The 20,158-nt window shown below is 60.6% G+C and carries 16 protein-coding genes; 8 read left to right on the top strand and 8 right to left on the bottom strand.

Translation table 11 applies throughout. The features are described 5' to 3' along the window. Positions 1 to 58: 58 nt before the first annotated feature. Positions 59 to 2,050, bottom strand: a complete 1,992-nt coding sequence (locus MHI61_RS30790; protein ID WP_239793601.1) for an AI-2E family transporter — start codon at positions 2,048 to 2,050, stop codon at positions 59 to 61. Positions 2,051 to 2,672: 622 nt separating this feature from the next. On the opposite strand from MHI61_RS30790, the gene MHI61_RS30785 reads away from it, so the two are divergent. Next, positions 2,673 to 3,014 carry a hypothetical protein gene (locus MHI61_RS30785; protein WP_239793600.1) on the top strand — a complete coding sequence of 114 codons (342 nt, stop codon included), beginning with the start codon at positions 2,673 to 2,675 and terminating at the stop codon, positions 3,012 to 3,014. A 496-nt stretch (positions 3,015 to 3,510) separates the two neighbouring features. On the opposite strand, the gene MHI61_RS30780 is transcribed toward MHI61_RS30785, so the two are convergent. The 7 genes from MHI61_RS30780 to MHI61_RS30750 form a co-directional block, all read right to left on the bottom strand. Then, a complete protein-coding gene (locus MHI61_RS30780) occupies positions 3,511 to 3,966 on the bottom strand; it encodes an RpiB/LacA/LacB family sugar-phosphate isomerase (protein ID WP_239793599.1) in 456 nt (151 codons plus the stop codon). An 11-nt stretch (positions 3,967 to 3,977) separates the two neighbouring features. Then, the gene (locus MHI61_RS30775; protein WP_239793598.1) at positions 3,978 to 4,748 is read right to left on the bottom strand and encodes a triose-phosphate isomerase; all 771 of its coding nucleotides are present in this window, start codon (positions 4,746 to 4,748) and stop codon (positions 3,978 to 3,980) included. Next, positions 4,745 to 5,521, bottom strand: coding sequence for a DeoR/GlpR family DNA-binding transcription regulator (locus tag MHI61_RS30770; RefSeq protein WP_239793597.1), 777 nt, complete (start codon positions 5,519 to 5,521; stop codon positions 4,745 to 4,747). The genes MHI61_RS30775 and MHI61_RS30770 overlap by 4 nt, the downstream gene beginning before the upstream one ends. Before the next feature lie 100 nt (positions 5,522 to 5,621). Then, entirely contained in the window at positions 5,622 to 6,557 is a 936-nt protein-coding gene (locus MHI61_RS30765; RefSeq protein ID WP_239793596.1) for a sugar-binding transcriptional regulator, read from the bottom strand. 70 nt (positions 6,558 to 6,627) lie between these two features. After that, positions 6,628 to 7,560, bottom strand: a complete 933-nt coding sequence (locus MHI61_RS30760; RefSeq protein ID WP_239793595.1) for a TIM barrel protein — start codon at positions 7,558 to 7,560, stop codon at positions 6,628 to 6,630. A gap of 11 nt (positions 7,561 to 7,571) precedes the next feature. Beyond that, positions 7,572 to 9,083, bottom strand: coding sequence for a glycerol-3-phosphate dehydrogenase (locus MHI61_RS30755; protein ID WP_239793594.1), 1,512 nt, complete (start codon positions 9,081 to 9,083; stop codon positions 7,572 to 7,574). 32 nt (positions 9,084 to 9,115) lie between these two features. Continuing rightward, a complete protein-coding gene (locus MHI61_RS30750; protein WP_239793593.1) occupies positions 9,116 to 10,690 on the bottom strand; it encodes an FGGY-family carbohydrate kinase in 1,575 nt (524 codons plus the stop codon). A 786-nt stretch (positions 10,691 to 11,476) separates the two neighbouring features. Between MHI61_RS30750 and MHI61_RS30745 the strand changes: the two genes are divergently transcribed. The 7 genes from MHI61_RS30745 to MHI61_RS30715 all read left to right on the top strand — a co-directional run bounded on the left by MHI61_RS30745 (position 11,477) and on the right by MHI61_RS30715 (position 20,158). Then, positions 11,477 to 12,133 (top strand): DUF2291 domain-containing protein, encoded by a 657-nt coding sequence (locus MHI61_RS30745; RefSeq protein WP_239793592.1) that lies wholly within the window; start codon positions 11,477 to 11,479, stop codon positions 12,131 to 12,133. Then, positions 12,130 to 13,674, top strand: a complete 1,545-nt coding sequence (locus tag MHI61_RS30740) for a sugar ABC transporter ATP-binding protein (RefSeq protein ID WP_239793591.1) — start codon at positions 12,130 to 12,132, stop codon at positions 13,672 to 13,674. The genes MHI61_RS30745 and MHI61_RS30740 overlap by 4 nt, the downstream gene beginning before the upstream one ends. A gap of 22 nt (positions 13,675 to 13,696) precedes the next feature. Continuing rightward, positions 13,697 to 14,749 carry an ABC transporter permease gene (locus MHI61_RS30735; protein WP_239793590.1) on the top strand — a complete coding sequence of 351 codons (1,053 nt, stop codon included), beginning with the start codon at positions 13,697 to 13,699 and terminating at the stop codon, positions 14,747 to 14,749. Positions 14,750 to 14,861: 112 nt separating this feature from the next. Beyond that, complete coding sequence (locus MHI61_RS30730) at positions 14,862 to 15,809, top strand: D-ribose ABC transporter substrate-binding protein (RefSeq protein WP_239793589.1); 948 nt, start codon at positions 14,862 to 14,864, stop codon at positions 15,807 to 15,809. Positions 15,810 to 15,959: 150 nt separating this feature from the next. Continuing rightward, positions 15,960 to 16,802 carry a DeoR/GlpR family DNA-binding transcription regulator gene (locus MHI61_RS30725; protein ID WP_131718461.1) on the top strand — a complete coding sequence of 281 codons (843 nt, stop codon included), beginning with the start codon at positions 15,960 to 15,962 and terminating at the stop codon, positions 16,800 to 16,802. Between the two features lie 37 nt (positions 16,803 to 16,839). After that, positions 16,840 to 18,369 (top strand): FGGY-family carbohydrate kinase, encoded by a 1,530-nt coding sequence (locus tag MHI61_RS30720; RefSeq protein WP_239793588.1) that lies wholly within the window; start codon positions 16,840 to 16,842, stop codon positions 18,367 to 18,369. 37 nt (positions 18,370 to 18,406) lie between these two features. Beyond that, on the top strand, positions 18,407 to 20,158 hold the full coding sequence (locus tag MHI61_RS30715) for a glycerol-3-phosphate dehydrogenase/oxidase (RefSeq protein WP_239793587.1): 1,752 nt from the start codon (positions 18,407 to 18,409) through the stop codon (positions 20,156 to 20,158).

Raw genomic sequence — 20,158 nt, 5'->3', positions numbered from 1 at the left:
GGGATTGAGCGGACAATGTGACATCTCCGCTCATGTATATCCCGCCAAGACTTGCCGGCTAAATCCCGGACTGCGCGGCGGTTATGCCTGTCTTGTTCGAGGATCGCCTGGTACGAATCTTGCGCGCGGGCGTCACCAATGATGCTGCTGCATCGGCGAGTGCCTCGCGGGCAGCTAAGGTCAAGGTGGTGGCAACGAAATCCGCCTCCCGAAGCGTAGGCGGATGCCTTTCCTCCTGGTTTTCCACCCAAAGGACCGCGCCGACGCGAATGGCCGGGTATATGCGCTTGAACCGACGAATAAGTATGCGGGCGTGCCTTGCCGAGCCCTCGTTGAGGAAGCAAACCACGATGGCGTTCGATTGTTTCGGAACGAGGCTCATGGCGCGACGATTGGGGATGTCAGAATGCCTCGCTGCGACCACCTCGGCTCCCTGTACCTGAAGAACCTGGGCGAGCATCGCAGCCGACGCGTCGTCGAGCGGGCCCCTGCCTCCGATGCAGAAGACGGTCTTGCCACGTCCGTCAGGCAGTTCGCTTTCATCTTCATTGCCTTCCTTGGGGTGAGTGCTGGGCCGACCTGACACTCCCTTCTCCTTCTGTTCTTCTTCTTTTTCCTCCTCTTCCTCTTCTTCCTGCGCAATTTCTCCAAGGTTCGAGACCAGTGTGATGGCGGTCCCGAACACCTGTTCCATCTGCTCCGCGGTCAAGACGCCTCGACGCCTATCCTTCTCCGCGAGTAGAAGGGCGGGGATGGCAACCTTGCCATAGTAATCTTCCAGATAATCCTCCTCTAAAAATTCCTCAGCGTAATCGGTCGCCTCGTCGGGATCGCCGGCAAGAAGCCGCTGGTACAGCCGTTCCTTGGGATCGAGCACCGGGTCACTACCAAAAACCACCTCAAGGAACTCGAACTGCGGGACGTACCGCCCCAACACTGCAAGACACACGGTCAACGGCGTGGACAGTACAAGACCGACCGGCCCCCACAGCCATGCCCAAAAAATCGCCGCGACGATGATTGCCAGCGGAGAGAGTCCGGTACGAGAACCATAGAGCCAGGGCTCGATGACATTGTTGCTGGTCAATTCCAGCACGACGAAGATGGCCGCAACCCAGAGAACAAGGCTCCAGCCAGGGTCGACCGCAAAGGCCAGGAAAAGCGGCAGAACTGTCGCGATTACAGGCCCGATATAGGGGACAAATCGAAGGACGATGGCCAGCATCCCCCACAGCGCTGGATTTGGAATGCCAACCGCCCACAGTCCGAGCGCCAATGGAACGCCGTAAGCGCAATTCACCACTAACTGCATGAGAAGGTACCGCGCAACGCGGCTACCCGCCTCCTGGATGGCTTCTGTTGTGCGATGCAGATCGCCATAGCCAACGAGCCGGATAAAGCGATCGCGAAGTTCTTCCCGCTCTAACAGCATGAATATTACAACGACGACGATCAAACCCAATGAGGCGATGGGGCCAAGCAGAGGACCAATCAGGCTAGTAAGCGTTTCAATTGGTCTGCTAGGCGCGAATATTTCGACGAGCACGGGCTCCCTTGGTCTTGATCCGGTAACTGGGCGTTCCTCGGCGTTGCTGAGCTCACGACCGACGCTCTCAACGACTGACGTCAGGCGCCGCACAATACCGCTATCCGTTCCACTTTCCTGGAGAGACCGAATTTTTGCTATGATGTTGCCCTGGTAGGCCGGAAGGTTTTGGGCGACTTCGGCAATGTGTCCCGCTACGACAAGCCCGAACAGGACGAGGACAAGAAAAGCCAGCACGACAGTGACTATGACTGCCGGAATACGGGGCAGGCCAAGCTTTCGAAGACGAGAGGAGATGGGAGCCAGTGCGAACGTCAACAGGACTGCGATTGCTAGAGGAAGCAGTACTTCCTTGCCGAAATACAGAATAGCAATAACAGCGAGTACACTCGCGAAGGCAGGCATGCTTGAAGGGGAGGATGGCGAGGTCGAATAGACGCGACGGGGGCCGAGGTCATTTTCCAATTCCGCCGCCTCCGCGATCTTGGCGTTGCTCGATGACATTGATGTGTCGGTCGCGCTTGCCAAGTCTTTGCAATTAGGGCGCAGTGTGGCCTCGGCAATGGTTGTGACGTACCTCACTTGACGGCCTGTAGGGCATCGTGTGCGGAGGTGACCGCATGGGCAGAGTCGCCCAGCAAAAAGCCGCAACAAATTTCGACGACGAGCACTGCCGGTTTCTTTCACGATAGTTGACCCCATGCAGATATGCTTCTTGGCCATGTGGGCGAGCGAGCTGCCGAGAGAGGTTGGGATAGAGGCCGCCAATATCTACCATCACTTTCCCAGCAAAGCCCGCGGTGGCGGCCGCAATCGCGGGAGGTCTGATTGTCATGGGGGAAAATCGTCAAAAGGGCACCTGATTGTGGCCCTAGTGAAGTTGGATCGTCCTGACAGCGATCTGCCGGCTTGTGCAGCCGTCGAGGCACACTATCTCAGGTGTAAGCCCAATCTGGAGCATCGCCATGGATCGAAGCGCGCCCGATATACTGGCGAAAGTCTGCATCGAAATTCTTCCGCCGGACCGCGATGAAATGTTTGCTGCGGACGCAACGATGTGTCCGTGTTGTCGAAAGTTACGTCCGGCAGCGAGCATGGATGACGATGGCTGCGGGATTTGCGACGAATGCCTGGCGCCATGACCGCCGACGGCAAAACACCTCCACCTATTCTGGAGACGTTCGAAGACGCGCTTGCGAAGTTGCCGGACGGCTATGTCGACGGGTATTTTGGCAATCGACCATGGGGGGTGACCGTCAAGCGGTCGCAGGATGACAAACGGACCTGGCTCTATGGTGAGGAGCTTAGCGGAGCAGATATCGTCAGCTTCAACCTCTATCGATTGGCTGGGGCGGGGTCGACCCTGAAGCCGTGCGAAATGTCCTCCGCCAAGGCGATCGAATTCGTTCTCGGTTTTGAGGCCGGCACAATGAAATCGCCGTCCCGACGGATGACGGCTGAAAAATAAGCACTAGCTCCATATTGCCTTGCAACACATGCATGGCTGCACCGCGATGTGAGCGCTGGTGGTCGGTGCAGTAACTGGTATCTTCAAGTCATCGAAGCGACGCACCTCCTCCCGCAGAGCTTCGTGTTTCGGGCGACCCATTTCCTCCCAAGGGGGGCCTGGCGGAACAGCGGCACTCCTCCTCCCGGAGGGCAGACTGTGACTCGCCAAGCAAGGGCAGAATTGGGTGCTTCATGATCAGGCCTAACACCTCCCCGGGTCCCTGCTCGGCTTTTTCATCTGCGTCTTCTTCGCGTCGATGGCAACAACGCGACCGATTGTTGCGGTTCGAAACGAATCTCAATTTAAGGACTTAACGCGTCGATGCCTTCCCGTATCCCAAGTTCCGAAATCGCTGCCGGATCTGGATTGGGCCGAGCAGTCGTCGCGTTGGTCGTCCCGGTGCGGTCTCAGTAGCATCGAACACACTCCGGCCCGGCAGGACCCTCAGCATCCGTCACCGGGCGCTGTACTTCGCGTCGAGATCATCCATGGCCTTGACATTACCGGCAGAGCGGCCGTTCTCGTCGAAGGTCTGGGCAAGAAACGCATCAGCGATCGACTTCGCCAGCTCGGTTCCGATAACGCGGGCTCCCATGGTGATGATCTGCGCATTGTTGGAAAGCGCGGCACGCTCGGCCGAATAGGTGTCGTGTGTCAGGGCGGCGCGGATGCCCGGAACCTTATTGGCCGAGATGCAGACGCCGATGCCGGTACCGCAAACGAGGATCGCCTTGTCGTACGTGCCGTCGATGACGCCTGAGGCGACGCGATCCGAGAGGTTGGCGTAGTAAGGATCGGCACCGGCGCTGGTGCGCGAGACTTCGTACACGTCGAAGCGGTCCTTCAGATGGTCGGCCAGAACCTTGGCGAGGCCTTCGCCGGCGCTGTCTCCTGCAATTGCAAGCTTCATTTTCTTTCTCCTCAGAGTTTGGCGGCGCATCTGGCCAGGATGTCGAGGTAACCTTCGACATTCCAGGCCGAACGGCCGATGAAGAGCCCGTCGATATGCGGGCTCGAGATCAGTTCTTCACAGTTCTGCGGGTTGACCGACCCGCCATAAAGGCAAGGGATTTTCCGGCCCAGCACGGCCTCGGCAACGGTGATGATTTCGGACTGGCGGGCATCCGCATAATCCGCGCTCGCCGGGATGCCCTTCTCGCCGATCGCCCAGACTGGCTCGTAGGCGAGCAGGATTTCGGCACCCTTCTGGGCCCCCGAAAGTTTCGAAAGCGCGCTGCGCACCTGGGTTGCGAGGATGTCGGGAGCCTTACCGCTTTCGCGATCGGAAAGCGTCTCGCCAATGCAGATCAGCGGAATGAGGCCGTGGCGAACGGCTGCTTCGGTTTTCAGACCCACTGTCTCGTCGGTCTCTCCAAAATGTTCGCGCCGCTCGGAATGGCCGAGCTCGACGAGATCGAGATTGCAGTCCTTCAGCATTACCGGCGAGACTTCGCCGGTCCAGGCACCCTGATCGGCCCAATGCATATTCTGCGCGCCGACCATCACCGAGGTCTTGGCAAGCGTCGCCTTGACCTCGCGCACGGCCGTGAAAGACGGAATCACGAAGCGCTGGATACGCGGGTCGCGCGCGGCATCGGCAGCTTCGAGGCCGCGGGCGAAATGCTCGGCTTCAGCAAGCGTCTTGTTCATCTTCCAGCTGGTGCCAATCCAGAAGCGCGGCTTTTCGGTCATGTCGGATCCTGCGTTGATGCGATGGTGAGCGTAATGCCCGCCTGCTCGAATTCCTCCAGGACAGCAGCATCCGGTGCGCTGTCGGTGACAATCACGTCGAAATCGGCCAGATCTGCCATGACATGCAGGGCTGTGTGGCCGATGCGCTGGTGGTTGACCAGAAGGCAGGTCCTGGTCGACGACGCGATCATCGCCCGTTTGGCGCGCACGACGTTGTCGTCCATGTGATAGGCCAGCCTGCCGCTGACGGCAGGCGTCGAAATGAAGGCAATGTCGGCCCTCAGCCGCGACAGTGCCTCCTCGGTGACGACGCCGAGATAGGCGTTGAATTTCGCCGAATATATGCCGCCGAGCGCGATCAGGGTGATGCCGGTTTCGCCTTTCAGCCGCTCCATGATCGCCGCGTTGTTGGTGATCAAGGTCAGCGGCCGCTTCTGCAACAGCATTTCCCCGAGGACGGCCGCCATCGAGCCGTCGTTTACCATCACCGTCATCCCCGGCTCGACCAGTTCCAGCGCGGTCTCAGCCATAGTCAGCTTGGCTTCATTGCCCTGGCGTTCGCGAATGCGGAAGTCGCTTTCGAACTGCGTTCCGGCGTCAATGGTCGCGCCGCCGCGAACCTTGCGCAGGATGCCGGCCTGCTCGAGATCGTCAAGATCGCGATGGATCGTCATCTTTGACACGGTGAAGCGATCGGCGAGGTCGTCGAGATCCACGGTTTTGTTTTCGACGAGCAGATTGACGATCAACTGCTGCCGCTCTTCCCGCCTCATCCCGGTCTCCACGCTCGTCTGATGTTAAAATAACGGAGCCTGCGTGATAAGCAACATCTATTATGTTATTTTGCGATAAAATATTGTTGTGTTGCCATAGCTACTTCAGCAGCGCCTGCGCGGTTCGTTCGTCGGTGATCAGCCCGAAAAGACGGCGGCTATGCAAAATTGCCCGGATTGCCGGCACTTTCGACTGTCCGCCCGCCAGCGCCACGAGCCGCTCCTTCTTGGTCTTGGGAAAAGACGCGGAGAGCGTGCGCGCCGTCAGCGCGGTGTCGAGGATATTGCCGTCGGCGTCGAAAAAATGACCGAGGATTTCGCCGACGCCGCCTGCGGCGGCAATGGCGTCGATTTCACTGGGTTCAACCATGCCGGACAAGACGAGCTGCGCCTCGGCATCGACAGTGCCCAGGCCGACGAGCTTCAGATCGGCATTATTGGCAAGATCGAACACCTCCTTGACGGCACGCTGCGCCTTCAGCACTTCGCGGTCCTCGCCAGTATTGGCGAAAAAGGGAACCGGCATGACATAAGCATGGGTGCCGGTCTTTTCGGCGATGCGATGCATCACGTCATAGGGATTGGCGCCGTAATTTCGTGTCAGGCCGCCTAGCAACGAGACGAAGCGCAGGTTCTTCGCGCTCACCCTCGGCATATATTGGACGGCGGCGGAAAGCGTGCGGCCATGCCCAAGGCCGATGACCGTATTGTCGCCGCGCTCGATCTCGCGCTTGAGATAGCCGGCGCCGGCATGGCCGAGCGCACGCAGCGGTAAGCCTTCCTCGCCGAGATCGGGTGCGACCTCGCAATATTGAAGCCCGAACCGTTCCGCAAGACGCATCTCCAGCTCGACGCATTCGACGATATCCCCGTCGATGGTAACTTTGACGACGCCATCGGCAACCGCTCTGGCGATCAGGCGATGGGCCTTTACCGACGGCACGCCGAGGCGGCGCGCAACGTCGGACTGCGTCAAGCCACCGGCATAGTGAAGCCAGGCAGCACGCACGGCAAGCGTATCATCGGCGTCCGTCATCACGGCTCCTTTTCGAAGGTCATGCGGCGATTCCGCCGTATCGCAGTGCTGCTTTTTAAAGATCTGCACATCAGATGTTCAAGTCGGCGATGCCGGTGTCGATATACGGTGCCCAGAAGGCGACACTTTCGGCGATCTGCGGAATGACTTGGCGATCGTTCGGCTCGCGTTCCTTGAAGGAGAGTTCCAGGCAGATTTCATTGTCCTTCGCCCCACCTTCGGCCAGCGCCTGGAGCAGAGATACCGGCTGGATGCGTCCCTTGGCGTTGAATTCGGCCGTAAAGGGCCGGTGCCCGCCTTTGTCCATCAGGCTCTGTTTGATGTGGATGATCGGCGATACCGGCGGGACAGCGCGCGCCCATGCATAGGGGTCGTAGTCGTCGGGGTCGGCGGAGGTGATGTCGCCATGATCGATATCCGCCATCATCCACATCGGGATGGCCATTCCGGCAGCCGTCAACCGCTCCTGCAGCGACAGGCAGGCGCCGATCGTCTCGCCAAATTCGCGGCCGATGCTCATCGGCTCCCAGAACATGTAGGAGAGGCCTGCAGCGCGCGCGTGCTTGGCGACATCGGCCCAACAATCGATGGCGATCTTGATCAGTTCCTCGCGCCTGGCCGGATCGTCGAAGTCCTTGTAGGTGAAGATCGCAAATTGCGTGCCGATCGAATGGCCGCCGAGATCGGCGGTGATGTCGGCAAAGGCCTTGAACCAGTCGAGGTAGTGGCGGCGCACATCGGCATCCGGATGTCCAAAATGGTTGAGGCGCCCATAGGGGCCCGTCATGCCCGAGGTGACCCGTACGCCGGTGCGTTTCAGCGCAGCGCTCATCGTGCGCGTCAGGCGGCGGATGACGGGTGCCTGCCAGCTCGGATTGATGAACTCATGGGTCAGTTGGAGGTCGCGGATCCGCAAATCACGCGCAACCGTATCGATCAGATCGTCTGGATCGGCGAAGCGGTTCACCAGCGGATTGGTGTTGAGCGAAAGGGTCAGCGGCATGGCGGCATCCTTCAGGCGGCGGCAAGGCGGGTGGAAGCAAACCACTCGCCAAAGGCCGCGCGTTCCACTTCGTTCAGATGGAGGTAGTGCTTAGTGCGGCGATAGAGGATGTCGTCCGCCGTTTCGGCCCATTCCGTTGCGACGAGATAGCGGGCCTCGGCCTCATAGAGCTGTCCGCCGAAATGCCGCCCGAGCCCTTTCATGCTTGTCGCGCCGGCAACCACATTCCTGGCGCGAGCGCCGTAGAGACGGCCGTAGTGATGCACGAGTTTGCGCGGCATCCAGGGATAGATATCGCGCAGGCTGTTGGCGAAGCTCTCATAGTCGGCATTCGGAATTTCGCCGCCGGGCAGTGGCGCTTTCTCAGTCCAGTCGCCTCCCATATTTGGGAAAATATGCTTGAGACGCTGCATGCCGCGTTCGGCGAGCTCGCGGAATGTGGTGATCTTGCCGCCGAAAACGTTTAGCAACGGAGCGCCGCTTGTCTCGTCGAGATCGAAGACATAATCGCGGGTAACGGCGGACGGGTTGCCCTTACCATCGTCAAACAGCGGGCGCACGCCGGAGAAGCTGTGCAGCACATCGTGGCGGCGCAGCTTTTCCTTGAAGTAGCGATTGACCGCCTGGAGTAGATACTCGATCTCCGTCTCGTCGGCGGCGACATCCTCGGCCCGGCCTTCGTAAGCGATATCGGTCGTCCCGATCAGCGCCTTGTCACCCTCGTAGGGGTCGATGAAAATGACTCGTCTGTCGTGGTTCTGCACCAGATAGGCATTGGCGCCCGGCCAGAACTTCGGCACGATGATGTGGCTGCCCTTGACGAGCCGGACATTGCGGCTGGAGTTCGAACCGGTGACGCGATTGATGATGTCCATCACCCAGGGGCCGGCGCAGTTCACCAGACATTTGGCACGGAAGGTTCGCATCTCTCCCGTGGAGTTGCTTTTCGTGACCACAGTCCAACCGCCGTTCTCGCGAAGGGCCGAAACGACCGGCGAGCGGGTCAGCACCAGAGCGCCGTTTTCCGCTGCGCTCACCGCATTCAAGGTCACGAGGCGGGCGTCGTCGACCCAGCAATCGGAATATTCGAAGCCGCGTGTGTATTGATCGAGGATCGGCGTGCCTTCCGGATCGCGGAGCAGGTTCAGCGTGCGGGTCCCGGGCAGCTTCTTGCGGCCGCCGAGATGATCATAGAGAAAGAGGCCGAGCCGCACGAGCCATGCGGGGCGATCCTCAGGACTGTGTGGCAGGACGAAGCGCATCGGCCAGATGATATGCGGCGCGGCATTAAGCAGCACTTCACGCTCGATCAGCGCCTCACGCACCAGGCGGAATTCATAATATTCGAGGTAACGCAGACCGCCATGCACCAGCTTGCCCGAGCGCGATGAGGTTCCCTGGGCCAGATCGTCCTTTTCGCACAGCACGACCTTCAGGCCGCGGCCCGCAGCATCGCGTGCTATCCCCGCGCCGTTGATGCCTCCTCCGATGACGAAGAGATCCAGGAGTTCGGGTTCGGTCATGTCATGCTCCTTCGATGCCTGCTGCATCAGAATTACGCGCCCGCCGGCGACGTCGTTGCGGCTTCGGCAAGCTTGTCCCAGGCGGGTGCCATTGCCTGGCGTACATCGGTATAGGCAGAAAACAGCCGGTCGAACCGGTGGGCCTCGCTGGCATCCGGTATTTCCGGATCGCCGAGCAGCGGAGTCACCCAGTCGGCAATGCAATCGTCCATGCCGGAATAGACGCCGACGGCCACCGCGGCCATCATCGCCACGCCGGCCGCCCCCGTCTCATCGCGGCGCGACTGGCGGATCGGTGCGTTGACGGCGGCCGAAAGTGAACGGCGAAGACCGACTGAGCGTGTTGCCCCACCGGTGACCCGCAGCTCCTCTGGCATCGCGCCCATCGCCGCGTAGCAGTCGCGGGTAGCAAGCCCCAACCCTTCGATCACGCTGCGCAGCAGGTCGGGGAAGCCGTGACGCATCGAAAGCCCGGTGAAGCCCGCGCGCGCATTGGCGTTGACGAAAGGCCCACGTTCGCCCGCTTCGGAAATGTAGGGATGGTAAAGCACCGACCCCGGTCGGCTTTCTGCAAACCAGCCGTCGATGCGCGCAATGAGGTCTGCATGCGAAGCAAGCTTGCCGGCCTCGGCCATGAGATAGGCGGCGACATCGAGGATCCAGTCGATGTTGATTGTGGCGCCCATATTGGTCTGGACCTGAGTGACGATGCCGGGGATGGGCAGGGCGATCACATAGCCAGTGCCCTCACGATTGAGCTGAACGTCGGCAACCGACTTGGCGCGCAAGTGCACGCCGGTCGAGCCGATCGTCGAGCAGGCAGCGTTGCGAGCGCCGCTGCGCACGCCTGCGCCAAGCGCCGTCATCACCATGTCGACATAGCCGAGGCAGACCGGCGTTCCGGCAAGAAGCCCGCAGGCCTTCGCCGCCTCCGACGTCAGCGGGTGGCTGATCTCGCTGCCGTCGATAATTTCGGGCAGGAGCCCGCGTCTGTGGTCAAGGCCGAGCGCGTCGATCACCACTGCATCATACTGGCGGGTTCTGAAATTGCCGAAGGTGAAACTCGCCTCCGATGGATCGGTTGCCCGCACGCCTGTGAGGTTGAGATAGAGCCAGTCTTTGCAGTGCAGCGCCGCTTCAGCCCGATCGAGAAGGTCCGGCGTGAAGCAGTCCATATGGGCCAGTTGCGCACCCTGCTGGCACGTGTTGAGACCGGTGCCTGTTGCCTCGAAGCGGGCACGGTTCTGCGCTCCGCCGGCGAGCGACGTGACCGTCGGCGCGGCGCGCGCGTCGAGCCACAGCCAGGCATCGGCAACCGGCCTATTGCCGCGGCCGACGAGCCAGGTGCCGTCGCCCTGTCCGGTGACGGCGATGGCTGCGGTGCGGGATGCAAGATCAGGGACCTTTTCGCCGAGGTCACGCAACGCGCTGGCGCAATCGAGCCAGGTCTGATCCAGCGACTGCGTTGCCGAGCCATCGTCTCCGGTGGTGTATCTGTTGCGAACGGAGGCCATGGCAATCTGGCGTCCGGACAGATCAAAGGCAACGGCCTTCATGACCGAGGTCCCGGCATCTATGCCAATGATGATCTTCTGGGCTGATGTCATCGCGGCCTATCTCGCCGCCACCGCAAGCGCCACGGCGGGCAATACGCGCATCAAATCCATGTGAAGTCCTCCGATCCCTAAAGTCATCTGGGGTGATGCATCCGGCTGCCAAACTTCGGCCCTTCCACGAGCAACGGCAAGCGCGCCGCCTTTGGCAGATCCCAGATCCGGCGCGCAGCCGAAACCTTCTAGCTTCGTTCGAAAACATAACATAAAGATACCGCAATGTCAGTAAGATTTTTCTAGCGATGTAATTTTTTTCAACTAAAATAGAGGAGTAAAGACCTTACTTCCGTGCCGCCGAGCTATTGCGCGCAGCATCGAAAACGGCAATGCGCGCAATGCTCGATCTGTAAAATTTTGCAGGAAAAGCAGATAGATGTTGCCGTAATTCGGTAGAATGACAAGTGTGAAGGCGTCTGCGTTTGCTCTCACTTTTTGCTGCACCGCAGCGCGATGAATAAGATGTGATGTCGTGCATCTCAGTCGAGTTGGCGCGAATTGCCGTTGACAGCTAATAAAATATATAACATCATTTACGGCATAAGTAACATACTTCTATCACGGAAGTGCGTTTCCTGATGGAGAATTTGCAGGCCCAGGCGGTTGGAGGAGACAGCCGCCGGTCTTGTTGAGGAGGCTTCCAATGCGAGTTTTCGTCCAGAGTTGCGCTCTTGCGGGTGGCCTACCGGTTTCTGCTCCGGTGCGACGCAATGCTTCAGCGCGCCTGCGATCATCATCGCGCTAGCCCCCCATCTCGCTATTCCAAGCCAAAGGCCTTCCGACATGAGTACCCCGCCCGATTATGCAATATCAAAGCCGAGCAGCGGCAATCGCGGGCTCCTTGTCAGCGCGGCGTTGGCAGTCATCGTCGTTGCAGCGATCGCGTTCGATACGACGGTCGTCAGGATCGGTTCCGAAAACGATGTCCGCCAGCAGGCATTCTCTCCGGAAACCTTCGGCGCCGAGCAGTTCCCGAAGATCAAGGCAAATGTCGAGGAGCGGGCTGCTACGGCCGCCGATCTCGCGGCCGCCATTGCCGCCGACAAGAAGGCGGCGGCCGAGAAATACGGCACTGCGACGAGCACCGGGCCGGTCATTCCCGTCACGCTGACCGGCGTTTTCGGCGCCCGCAAGTCGAACACCAACGAAATGAAGATCGATGGGTTGCCTCCCGAGACGGTGGTCCGTGTCCAGACCGGACCTGCGGTCAACGGCACGGACCTCCGCGATGCAACCGGCACCATCGAATTCGGCCAGTTTACCAACCAGATCCAATATCAGGATGCCGGGTCGGCCATCAATAACGAGATGAAGAAGGCGGTTTTTGCGGGCCTGGATGCCGACGCCCTGGACGGAAAGCAGGCGACCGTCGTCGGCGTCTTCAAGCTCATCAACCCAAAGAACTGGCTCGTCACGCCAGTGAAGGTCGAGCTCAAATGAGCCAGCCGCAACGCAGCAACGGGGCGAAAGGCGAGGTCGTTCTCGCAGCCCGCAACATCGCAAAATCCTACGGCAGCGTTCACGCCCTCAAGGGAGTGAACTTCGACATTCATCGCGGCCAGGTCACAACGCTGTTCGGAGAGAACGGCGCGGGCAAGTCGACCTTGATGAAGATCCTTTCGGGTGTCGCGCAGCCAAGCTCCGGCGAGATCATTCTCGACGGCTCGGCGATCAGCTTTAGCTCGTCGACCCATGCGCGCGAGTGCGGGATCTCCATCATCCATCAGGAGCTCAGCCTCGCCCCAAATCTCAGTGTCCGTGACAATATTTTCATGGGCCGGGAGATCATCAAGGGTGGTGTCGTCGACTTTGCTGAAGAGGAGCGTCAGACCCGGGCGCTCATGGAAGAGCTCGAGGAAGACATCGATCCGCAGACGCGCGTCGAGGATCTTCGCCTCGGCCAGCAGCAGATCGTCGAAATTGCGCGGGCACTCTCCATCAATTCGCGCATCCTGATCATGGACGAGCCGACCTCGGCGCTGAGCGCGACGGAGGTGGAAGTGCTCTTCAAGGTCATCCACGACTTGACAAGCCGCGGCGTGTCGATCGTCTACATCTCGCATCATCTAGAAGAGGCGCTACAGATCACCAATCACGCCGTCGTTCTGCGCGACGGAAACATGACGGCCTATGCCGAGCGCAAGGATATCGATCTCGAATGGATCGTCCGCAACATGGTCGGCGAGAATTTCGACCTTGGCAGCCCGCCGCAAGGTCACCGGTTCGGTGACGTCTCGCTTTCCATCGAAAACCTCAGTGTCCCCGGTCCCTCCGGCGCTGCCTATAATGCAGTCGATCGTCTGTCTCTCAAGGTGCGTGCCGGCGAGATCGTCTGCATCTACGGGCTGATGGGCGCCGGGCGCACGGAACTGCTCGAGTGCATTGCCGGACGTCTGCGCGCAATTGGCGGACAGGTTCTGCTCGAAGGACAGGACGTCAGTGGGCTCAGCATCGCGGGGCGCATTGCCAGCGGTCTCGTGCTTGTGCCCGAAGATCGCCAGCGCGACGGCCTCGTCCAGACGATGACGGTCGGCTCCAATCTGTCGCTCGCGAGTATCCGCGCCTTCACCAAAGGGCTTTTCACCTCCGGCCATAGGGAGCGCGATCTCGTCAATGACGCGATCCGGCGGGTGCATGTGAAAACCGATGGCGGTGCAGCTTCGATAGGCTCGCTCTCCGGCGGCAACCAGCAGAAGGTCGTCATCGGCAAGATGCTGGCAACCCATCCGAAGGTCATCCTGCTCGATGAGCCAAGCCGCGGCATCGACATCGGCGCCAAGGCGGAAGTTTTCAAGTTGCTCGCGGAGCGCGCCAAGCAGGGATTGGCGGTCATCTATTCGACGTCCGAAGTCAATGAATGCCTGAGTATCGCGCACCGCATCATCGTCATGCATCGCGGCAGGATATCGGCCGAGTTCGGCTCGGATGTCACCAAGGAAAAGATCATGGCCGCCTCCGGCGAAGCCGTCGTCGCGCACTAGCCTGGATTATGGAGCACTGATTATGTCAGTCACGAACGTCACCGAAAAGAAATCATTTTCCAGCGGGCAGAAGCGCAATGCCAATATCGTGCGTCTCATCCTGGAAGGCCGGGCCTTCTTCGCGCTGATCGTCATCATCGCGGTCTTTTCGTTCCTGTCGCCCTATTACTTCACGCTGAACAACTTCCTCATCATGGCGTCGCATGTCGCGATCTTCGGCATTCTGGCGATCGGCATGCTGCTCGTCATCCTGAATGGCGGCATCGATCTGTCGGTCGGCTCGACACTTGGGCTTGCAGGCTGCATCGCCGGTTTCCTGATGCAGGGGGTCACGCTTACCTATCTCGGCGTCATCCTCTATCTGCCGGTCTGGGCCGTCGTCGTCATCACATGTGCGCTCGGTGCGCTGTTCGGTGCGGTCAACGGCGTCTTAATCGCCTATCTCAAGGTGCCGGCCTTCGTCGCCTCGCTCGGCGTGCTCTACGTCGCCCGCGGTATCGCGCTGCTGATGACCAACGGCCTGACCTACAACAATCTCGGCGGCCGCCCGGAACTCGGCAATACCGGCTTTGACTGGCTCGGCTTCAACCGCCTCGCTGGCATTCCGATCGGGGTCATCGTGCTTGCGGTTCTCGCCATCATTTGCGGCATCGTGCTGAGCCGCACCGCCTTCGGCCGCTGGCTCTACGCCTCAGGCGGCAACGAGCGGGCCGCCGACCTCTCCGGCGTCCCGGTCAAGCGCGTGAAGATCATCGTCTATGTGCTTTCGGGCGTCTGTGCTGCGATCGCCGGCTTGGTCCTCTCCTCGCAGCTGACCTCCGCCGGTCCGACGGCAGGCACAACCTACGAGCTGACGGCGATCGCAGCCGTGGTCATCGGCGGCGCGGCGCTGACCGGCGGCCGCGGTACGGTTCGCGGCACCATGCTCGGCGCCTTCGTTATCGGCTTCCTTTCGGACGGCCTCGTGATCATCGGCGTCTCGGCCTACTGGCAGACGGTATTCACCGGCGCTGTGATCGTTCTCGCCGTCCTCATGAACAGCATCCAATACGGCCGCCGGGTCAAATCGTCCTGATGACTGAGACCGAAACTTATCCACGACGGCAGGCTGGAGTCCACGAAGCCGATTGGGGAAAGCACTGCCGGATCCCCGGCAATAAACTGAACTCACAAATGGGAGAGAGACTATGTTTAAGAAAGGCATGCGCATACTTCTGGCCGCCGCGGCCGTAGCACCGCTTCTTGCAACCTCCGCTTGGGCAGCGGGCATGATGACGATCATCGTCAACGATCCGTCGAATCCCTATTGGCTGACGGAAGGCAATGTCGCCAAGGCAACCGCCGAAAAGCTGGGCTACACGGCCTCGGTTAACGCCCACAAGGGTGACACCAATACCGAAAGCAACCTGATCGACACGGCGATCACCAACAAGTCGGTGGCGATCATCCTCGACCCGGCAAACGCCGACGGTTCTGTCGGTGCGGTCAAGAAGGCCGTTGCTGCTGGCATCCCGGTCATTCTCGTCAACGCCGAAATCAACCAGGAAGGCCTGGCCAAGGCGCAGCTTGTTTCCAACAATGCACAGGGTGCCGCCCTCGGCGCTCAGCAATGGGTCGAAGCGATCGGCGACAAGGGCAACTATGCCGAACTCTTCGGCGCGCCGTCCGACAACAACGCGGCAACGCGTTCGAATGGCTACGAGACCGTTTTTTCGCAGTATCCGGATCTGAAGAAGGTCGCCAAGGAAGTTGCCAACTGGGACCGCACCCAGGGCCACAATAAGATGCAATCCATGCTGCAGGCCAACCCGGATATCGTCGGCGTCATCTCGGGCAATGACGAAATGGCGCTCGGTGCAATCGCCGCGCTCAAGGAAGCCGGCAAACTCGCCAATGTGAAGGTCGGCGGCTTCGACGGTTCGCCGGATGCCGTTGCTGCCATCAAGGCGGGCGAACTCCAATATACCGTTCTCCAACCGGTTGCCGTCTTCTCCGAAGAAGCCGTCAAGCAGGCAGACAACCTGATAAAGACGGGTAACACGGGTGCCAAGAGCGAGAAGCAGCTCTTCGATTGCCTGTTGATCACCAAGGACAACATCGACAAGTACACTGGCCCGTTCGTTCTGGCCCAGTAAACGGAGGAGGGCGCTCGCAAGAGCGCCCTCATTTTCGTGCTGGAAGCGACGGTCGGTAGTTCAATAGGCGGTTGCGTTTCGCTTTTTTTGCCTTGGCGCGGCAATCACTGTACGAAGCTGGGATCCATAATTCAGCAACAGGGGTGACCCGTGACACAGAAGACCAGCCGGGACGACGATCTGTTGGACCAGCTCACCAGCGACAGCCGGCAGACGCGCCAGATCGCGCGCCGCCGCATGATTGCAGAGGCCGTGATGGGTGAAGGCTCGATGCGGATTGAAGACCTGACCGACCGCTTTGGGATCAGCCTGATGACGGCTCACCGCGATGTCGATGAACTCGTCAGCCGGGGCCTCTTCAGGAAGACGCGCGGCATCGTCACGGCGGCGGCGACCAATCTCATCGAATCAAGCGACGTCTATCGCTCGAACCGTCAGTCGGCCGAAAAGAAGCTGATCGCCGAGGCGGCAATGCAATTCGTTGAACCGGGCCAGGCGATCTTTTTCGATGACTCGACCACGGTTCTTCAGATGGCGGCACATCTCCCGTCGAAGGCGCCGGTCACCGCAATCACCAATTCCCTGACGCTGATGAATGCGCTGACGGGCCTGCACGACGTGACGCTGCTCGCCCTCGGCGGCCAGTATTACAATTGGTGCAATGCCTTCATGGGTCGCATGACCATCAACGAGATCAAGGCCCTCAGGGCCGATGTCGCGTTCATCTCCATGTCGGCGATCAGCGATGGCACGGTGCTGCACCAGTCTCCGGAAACAGTTGATACCAAGCGCGCCATGTTCGACTGTTCGGTAAAACGCATCCTGCTTGCCGATCATACCAAGTTCGAACGGCGTGCGCTCCACAGTTTCGCAGCACTGGATGAATTCGACGTCGTCATCGTCGACGACAAGACCCAGCCGGTGCACATCGACCGCATGCGGTCCAGAGATATCAACGTGGTCATCGCCAGGGGCGCCGGAGGGCGCTCCTGACGGCGCCGACCCGTTGTTCCTCATGAGGTAAACTTGAATGCCGACACTGCTCGGGATCGATAGTGGCTTGACAGTCACCAAGGCCGTCATCTTCGATATCGACGGCACGCCGCTTGCAGTCGCCCGTCGCCGCGTCACGCAGTTCATTCCGAAGGCACGCCATATCGAGCGCGACATGGATGAATTGTGGAACGCGACGGCCGATGCCATCCGCGAAGCGATTTCTCTCAGCGGACGGCCGGCAACCGACATAGAGTGTATTGCCGCTACCGCGCATGGAGATGGCATCTACCTGCTCGATCACGCCCGGAAGCCGCTCGGCCGGGCCATTCTCTCACTGGACAGCCGGGCAGGGGCGATCGTCGACCGGTGGACGCAGAGCGATGTCGCCGACCTGGCGATTGAACTGACGGGCCAGATCCCGCACGTCTCCGCGCCATCGGCATTGCTTGCCTGGATCCGCGAAATTGAGCCTGAGCGCTACAAGCGCATCGGCCATTTCTGCAGCTGCAAGGACTGGCTGAGGTTCTGCCTCACCGGGGTCATCGGTACGGACCGCACCGAAGCGAGCACCTCCTTCACCAATGTCAAAACGCAGAACTACAGTGAGGACGCCCTTCGGCTGTTTGGTTTGCAGGATCTCGACCACGCCCTGCCACCGGCCTCGCGCTCCGACCAGATCGTCGGACGCGTGACCCGTGAAGCCGCGCAGCTGACGGGCCTTGCCGAAGGAACGCCTGTGGTCGCCGGTCTGCACGACGTCACGGCCTCGGCGCTCGGGGCAGGGGGCTATGCCAAGGGCGTTGTGGCAGTCATTGCCGGAACCTATTCGATCAACGAAACGCTTTCGTCGGAACCGCGCGTCGACCGGCGCTGGTTCTGCCGCAACGGGATTGCGCCCGGCATCTGGAACAGCATGTCGATCTCCCCTGCATCGACAGCCAATTACGAATGGTTTCTGCACACGCTCTGCGCTGCCGAACGCAAGAATGGCGAAGTGCAAGGCAGCTCGATCCACTCCCTGCTGGCGCCCGAGATCGACGCCGCCTTCGACCGCCCCTCGACCGCGCTCTTCCATCCCTATCTGTTCGGCTCGCCTTATGGCGCAGCAGCCAGCGCCGGCTTCTTCGGGCTCGGTGGATGGCACGACCGCGGCGACATGCTGCGTGCCGTGCTTGAAGGCATCGCCTTCAATCATCGCATCCATGTCGACGCGCTTCGTGACGGCTTTGCCTTCGATCAGGCGCGGCTCGCCGGTGGTGTCTCGCGCAATCCTGCCGTCGTGCAGATGTTTGCCGATATACTTGGCATGCCGGTCACGGTCACCGAAACCGATGAGGCGGCCGCCTGGGGTGCTGCGCTTTGTGCCGGGTCTGGCGCTGGTGTCTTTGCCGATCCGCAGAGCGATCCGCGCGACACGGCCTCCATCGCGAAAACTTGCCGGCCGGATGCGGCGCGCAGCGCGGATTATGAAAAGCGTTACCGGGTATTCCGCGACATTGCCGACGCGATGATCCCCCTTTGGCCTAGGATTGCCGCGCTTGCGCCGGAGCAATCGGCAAACTGAAAAGACAAATGCCTGCTGCAGTGGGCGATTTAGGACGATGAGCATGACCCCCGATTTGCAGCAGCGCTTCTCGAATCTCGACGAGAACGATATCGACGTTTTGATCATCGGGGCCGGCATCAACGGTGCCGGCCTGTTCCGCGACCTCTCGCTACAGGGTGTCAATTGCCTGATCGTTGACAAGGCCGACTTTGGCTCCGGCACGAGCGCCGCACCATCGCGGCTCATTCACGGCGGCCTGAAATATCTGGAAACGGGCGAGTTCGGACTGGTGGCGCAGTCGACGCTTGAGCGCAACCTGCTGCTGAAGAATGCGCCGCATTGCGTCGAGCCGCTGCCGACCTTCATTCCCGTCTTTTCCTGGACCCGCGGCATCTGGGCGGCGATCCGGACGCTCCTTGGGTCGAAGACGGCGCCACGCAGCCGTGGCGCGGTTCTCATCAAGATCGGGCTTCGGCTCTACGACTTCTTCGGATCGCGCGACCAAGTCATGCCGCGCCACCGGCTGATCCTGAAGAAACAGGCGCGCAGGGAAATGCCGCATATTACCCCTGCCATCGTCGCCGGCGGCATCTATTACGATGCCAAGATCAGCAGGCCGGAGCGGCTCGTCTATGAGCTCGTGCGTGATGGTCTCGAGGCGAATGCGGGGAGCCTCGCGGCGAATTTCGCGACACTGGCCGCCGTTTCAGACGGGCGTTTGACCTTCCGGCAGCCTGATGGTCGCGAGTTCGGCGTCGCTCCTAAGCTGGTCATCAATGCGGCAGGTCCTTGGATCGATCACGTCAACACGTTGCTCGGCGCTCCATCGCGGCTGATCGGCGGCACGAAGGGTTCCCATATCCTGCTTGACCATCCCGAATTGGTGCGAAGCCTCAACGGCCACATGATCTATTTCGAGGCCGACGACGGCCGCATTTGCCTGGTCTACGACTATCTCGGGTTGGCACTGGTCGGGTCGACCGACATTCCGGCGGGTGATCCGGATAATGTCTACTGCGAGGAGCCGGAAACCGAGTATTTCCTCGAAAGCATCCGCTCGCTGCTGCCGACGCTTCGCTTCGATCGCGATCAGATCGTCTACAGCTATAGCGGCATCCGCCCGCTGCCGGCATCTGATGCAACCGCACCGGGGCTGATCAGCCGCGACCACTCCGCGCCGGTGAAGGAACCCGAGGACGGTAGACCTTTTCCGGTCATTTCGCTGGTCGGAGGCAAGTGGACGACGTTCCGCGGCTTTGCGGAAGAGGTCGCCGACACCGTTCTCTCCCAGCTGCAACGCCGCCGCAGCCAGTCGACACGCTATCTGGCGATCGGCGGCGGCAAGGCCTTTCCGGCTGATGCTGAGCAGCGTCACGCCTGGATCAGCGATGCCGCGGCGCGCAGCGGCGTTGCCGTCGAGCGTGCCGGCGAACTGCTCGGCCGCTACGGCACGACGGCTGTGGCCCTGCTTTCTTCCCCTTCAAGCTATTCCGACGAACAGCGCCTGACGGGTGCTGCATGTTACAGTCTCCGGGAGATCGACTGGATCGCCCGGAATGAACTCGTTATCCACCTGTCGGACATCGTGATGCGCCGCACGACGCTTGCGATCGAGGGTCGGTTGACGCTGGAAGGCTTGCAGGAAATCGCCGGCGTTGCCGAGGCAGCGCTCGGCTGGGACGGCGAACGCACGGCAAGCGAAATCCAGGAGGTTGTCAGCCAGCTGAGCCGTTTCCACGGCCAAACGCTGACGGGCAAGCCTGCCGCCGCCGAGCCGGAAAAGGCAGCCCGCCCGGCGTTGGGCTAG

Origin of the sequence: Rhizobium sp. K102 (genome assembly GCF_022385315.1) — a bacterium.
GTDB lineage: Bacteria > Pseudomonadota > Alphaproteobacteria > Rhizobiales > Rhizobiaceae > Rhizobium > Rhizobium croatiense.
Note: the sequence above shows the minus strand (reverse complement) of the source record. Positions and strands in the feature narration are given on the sequence as shown.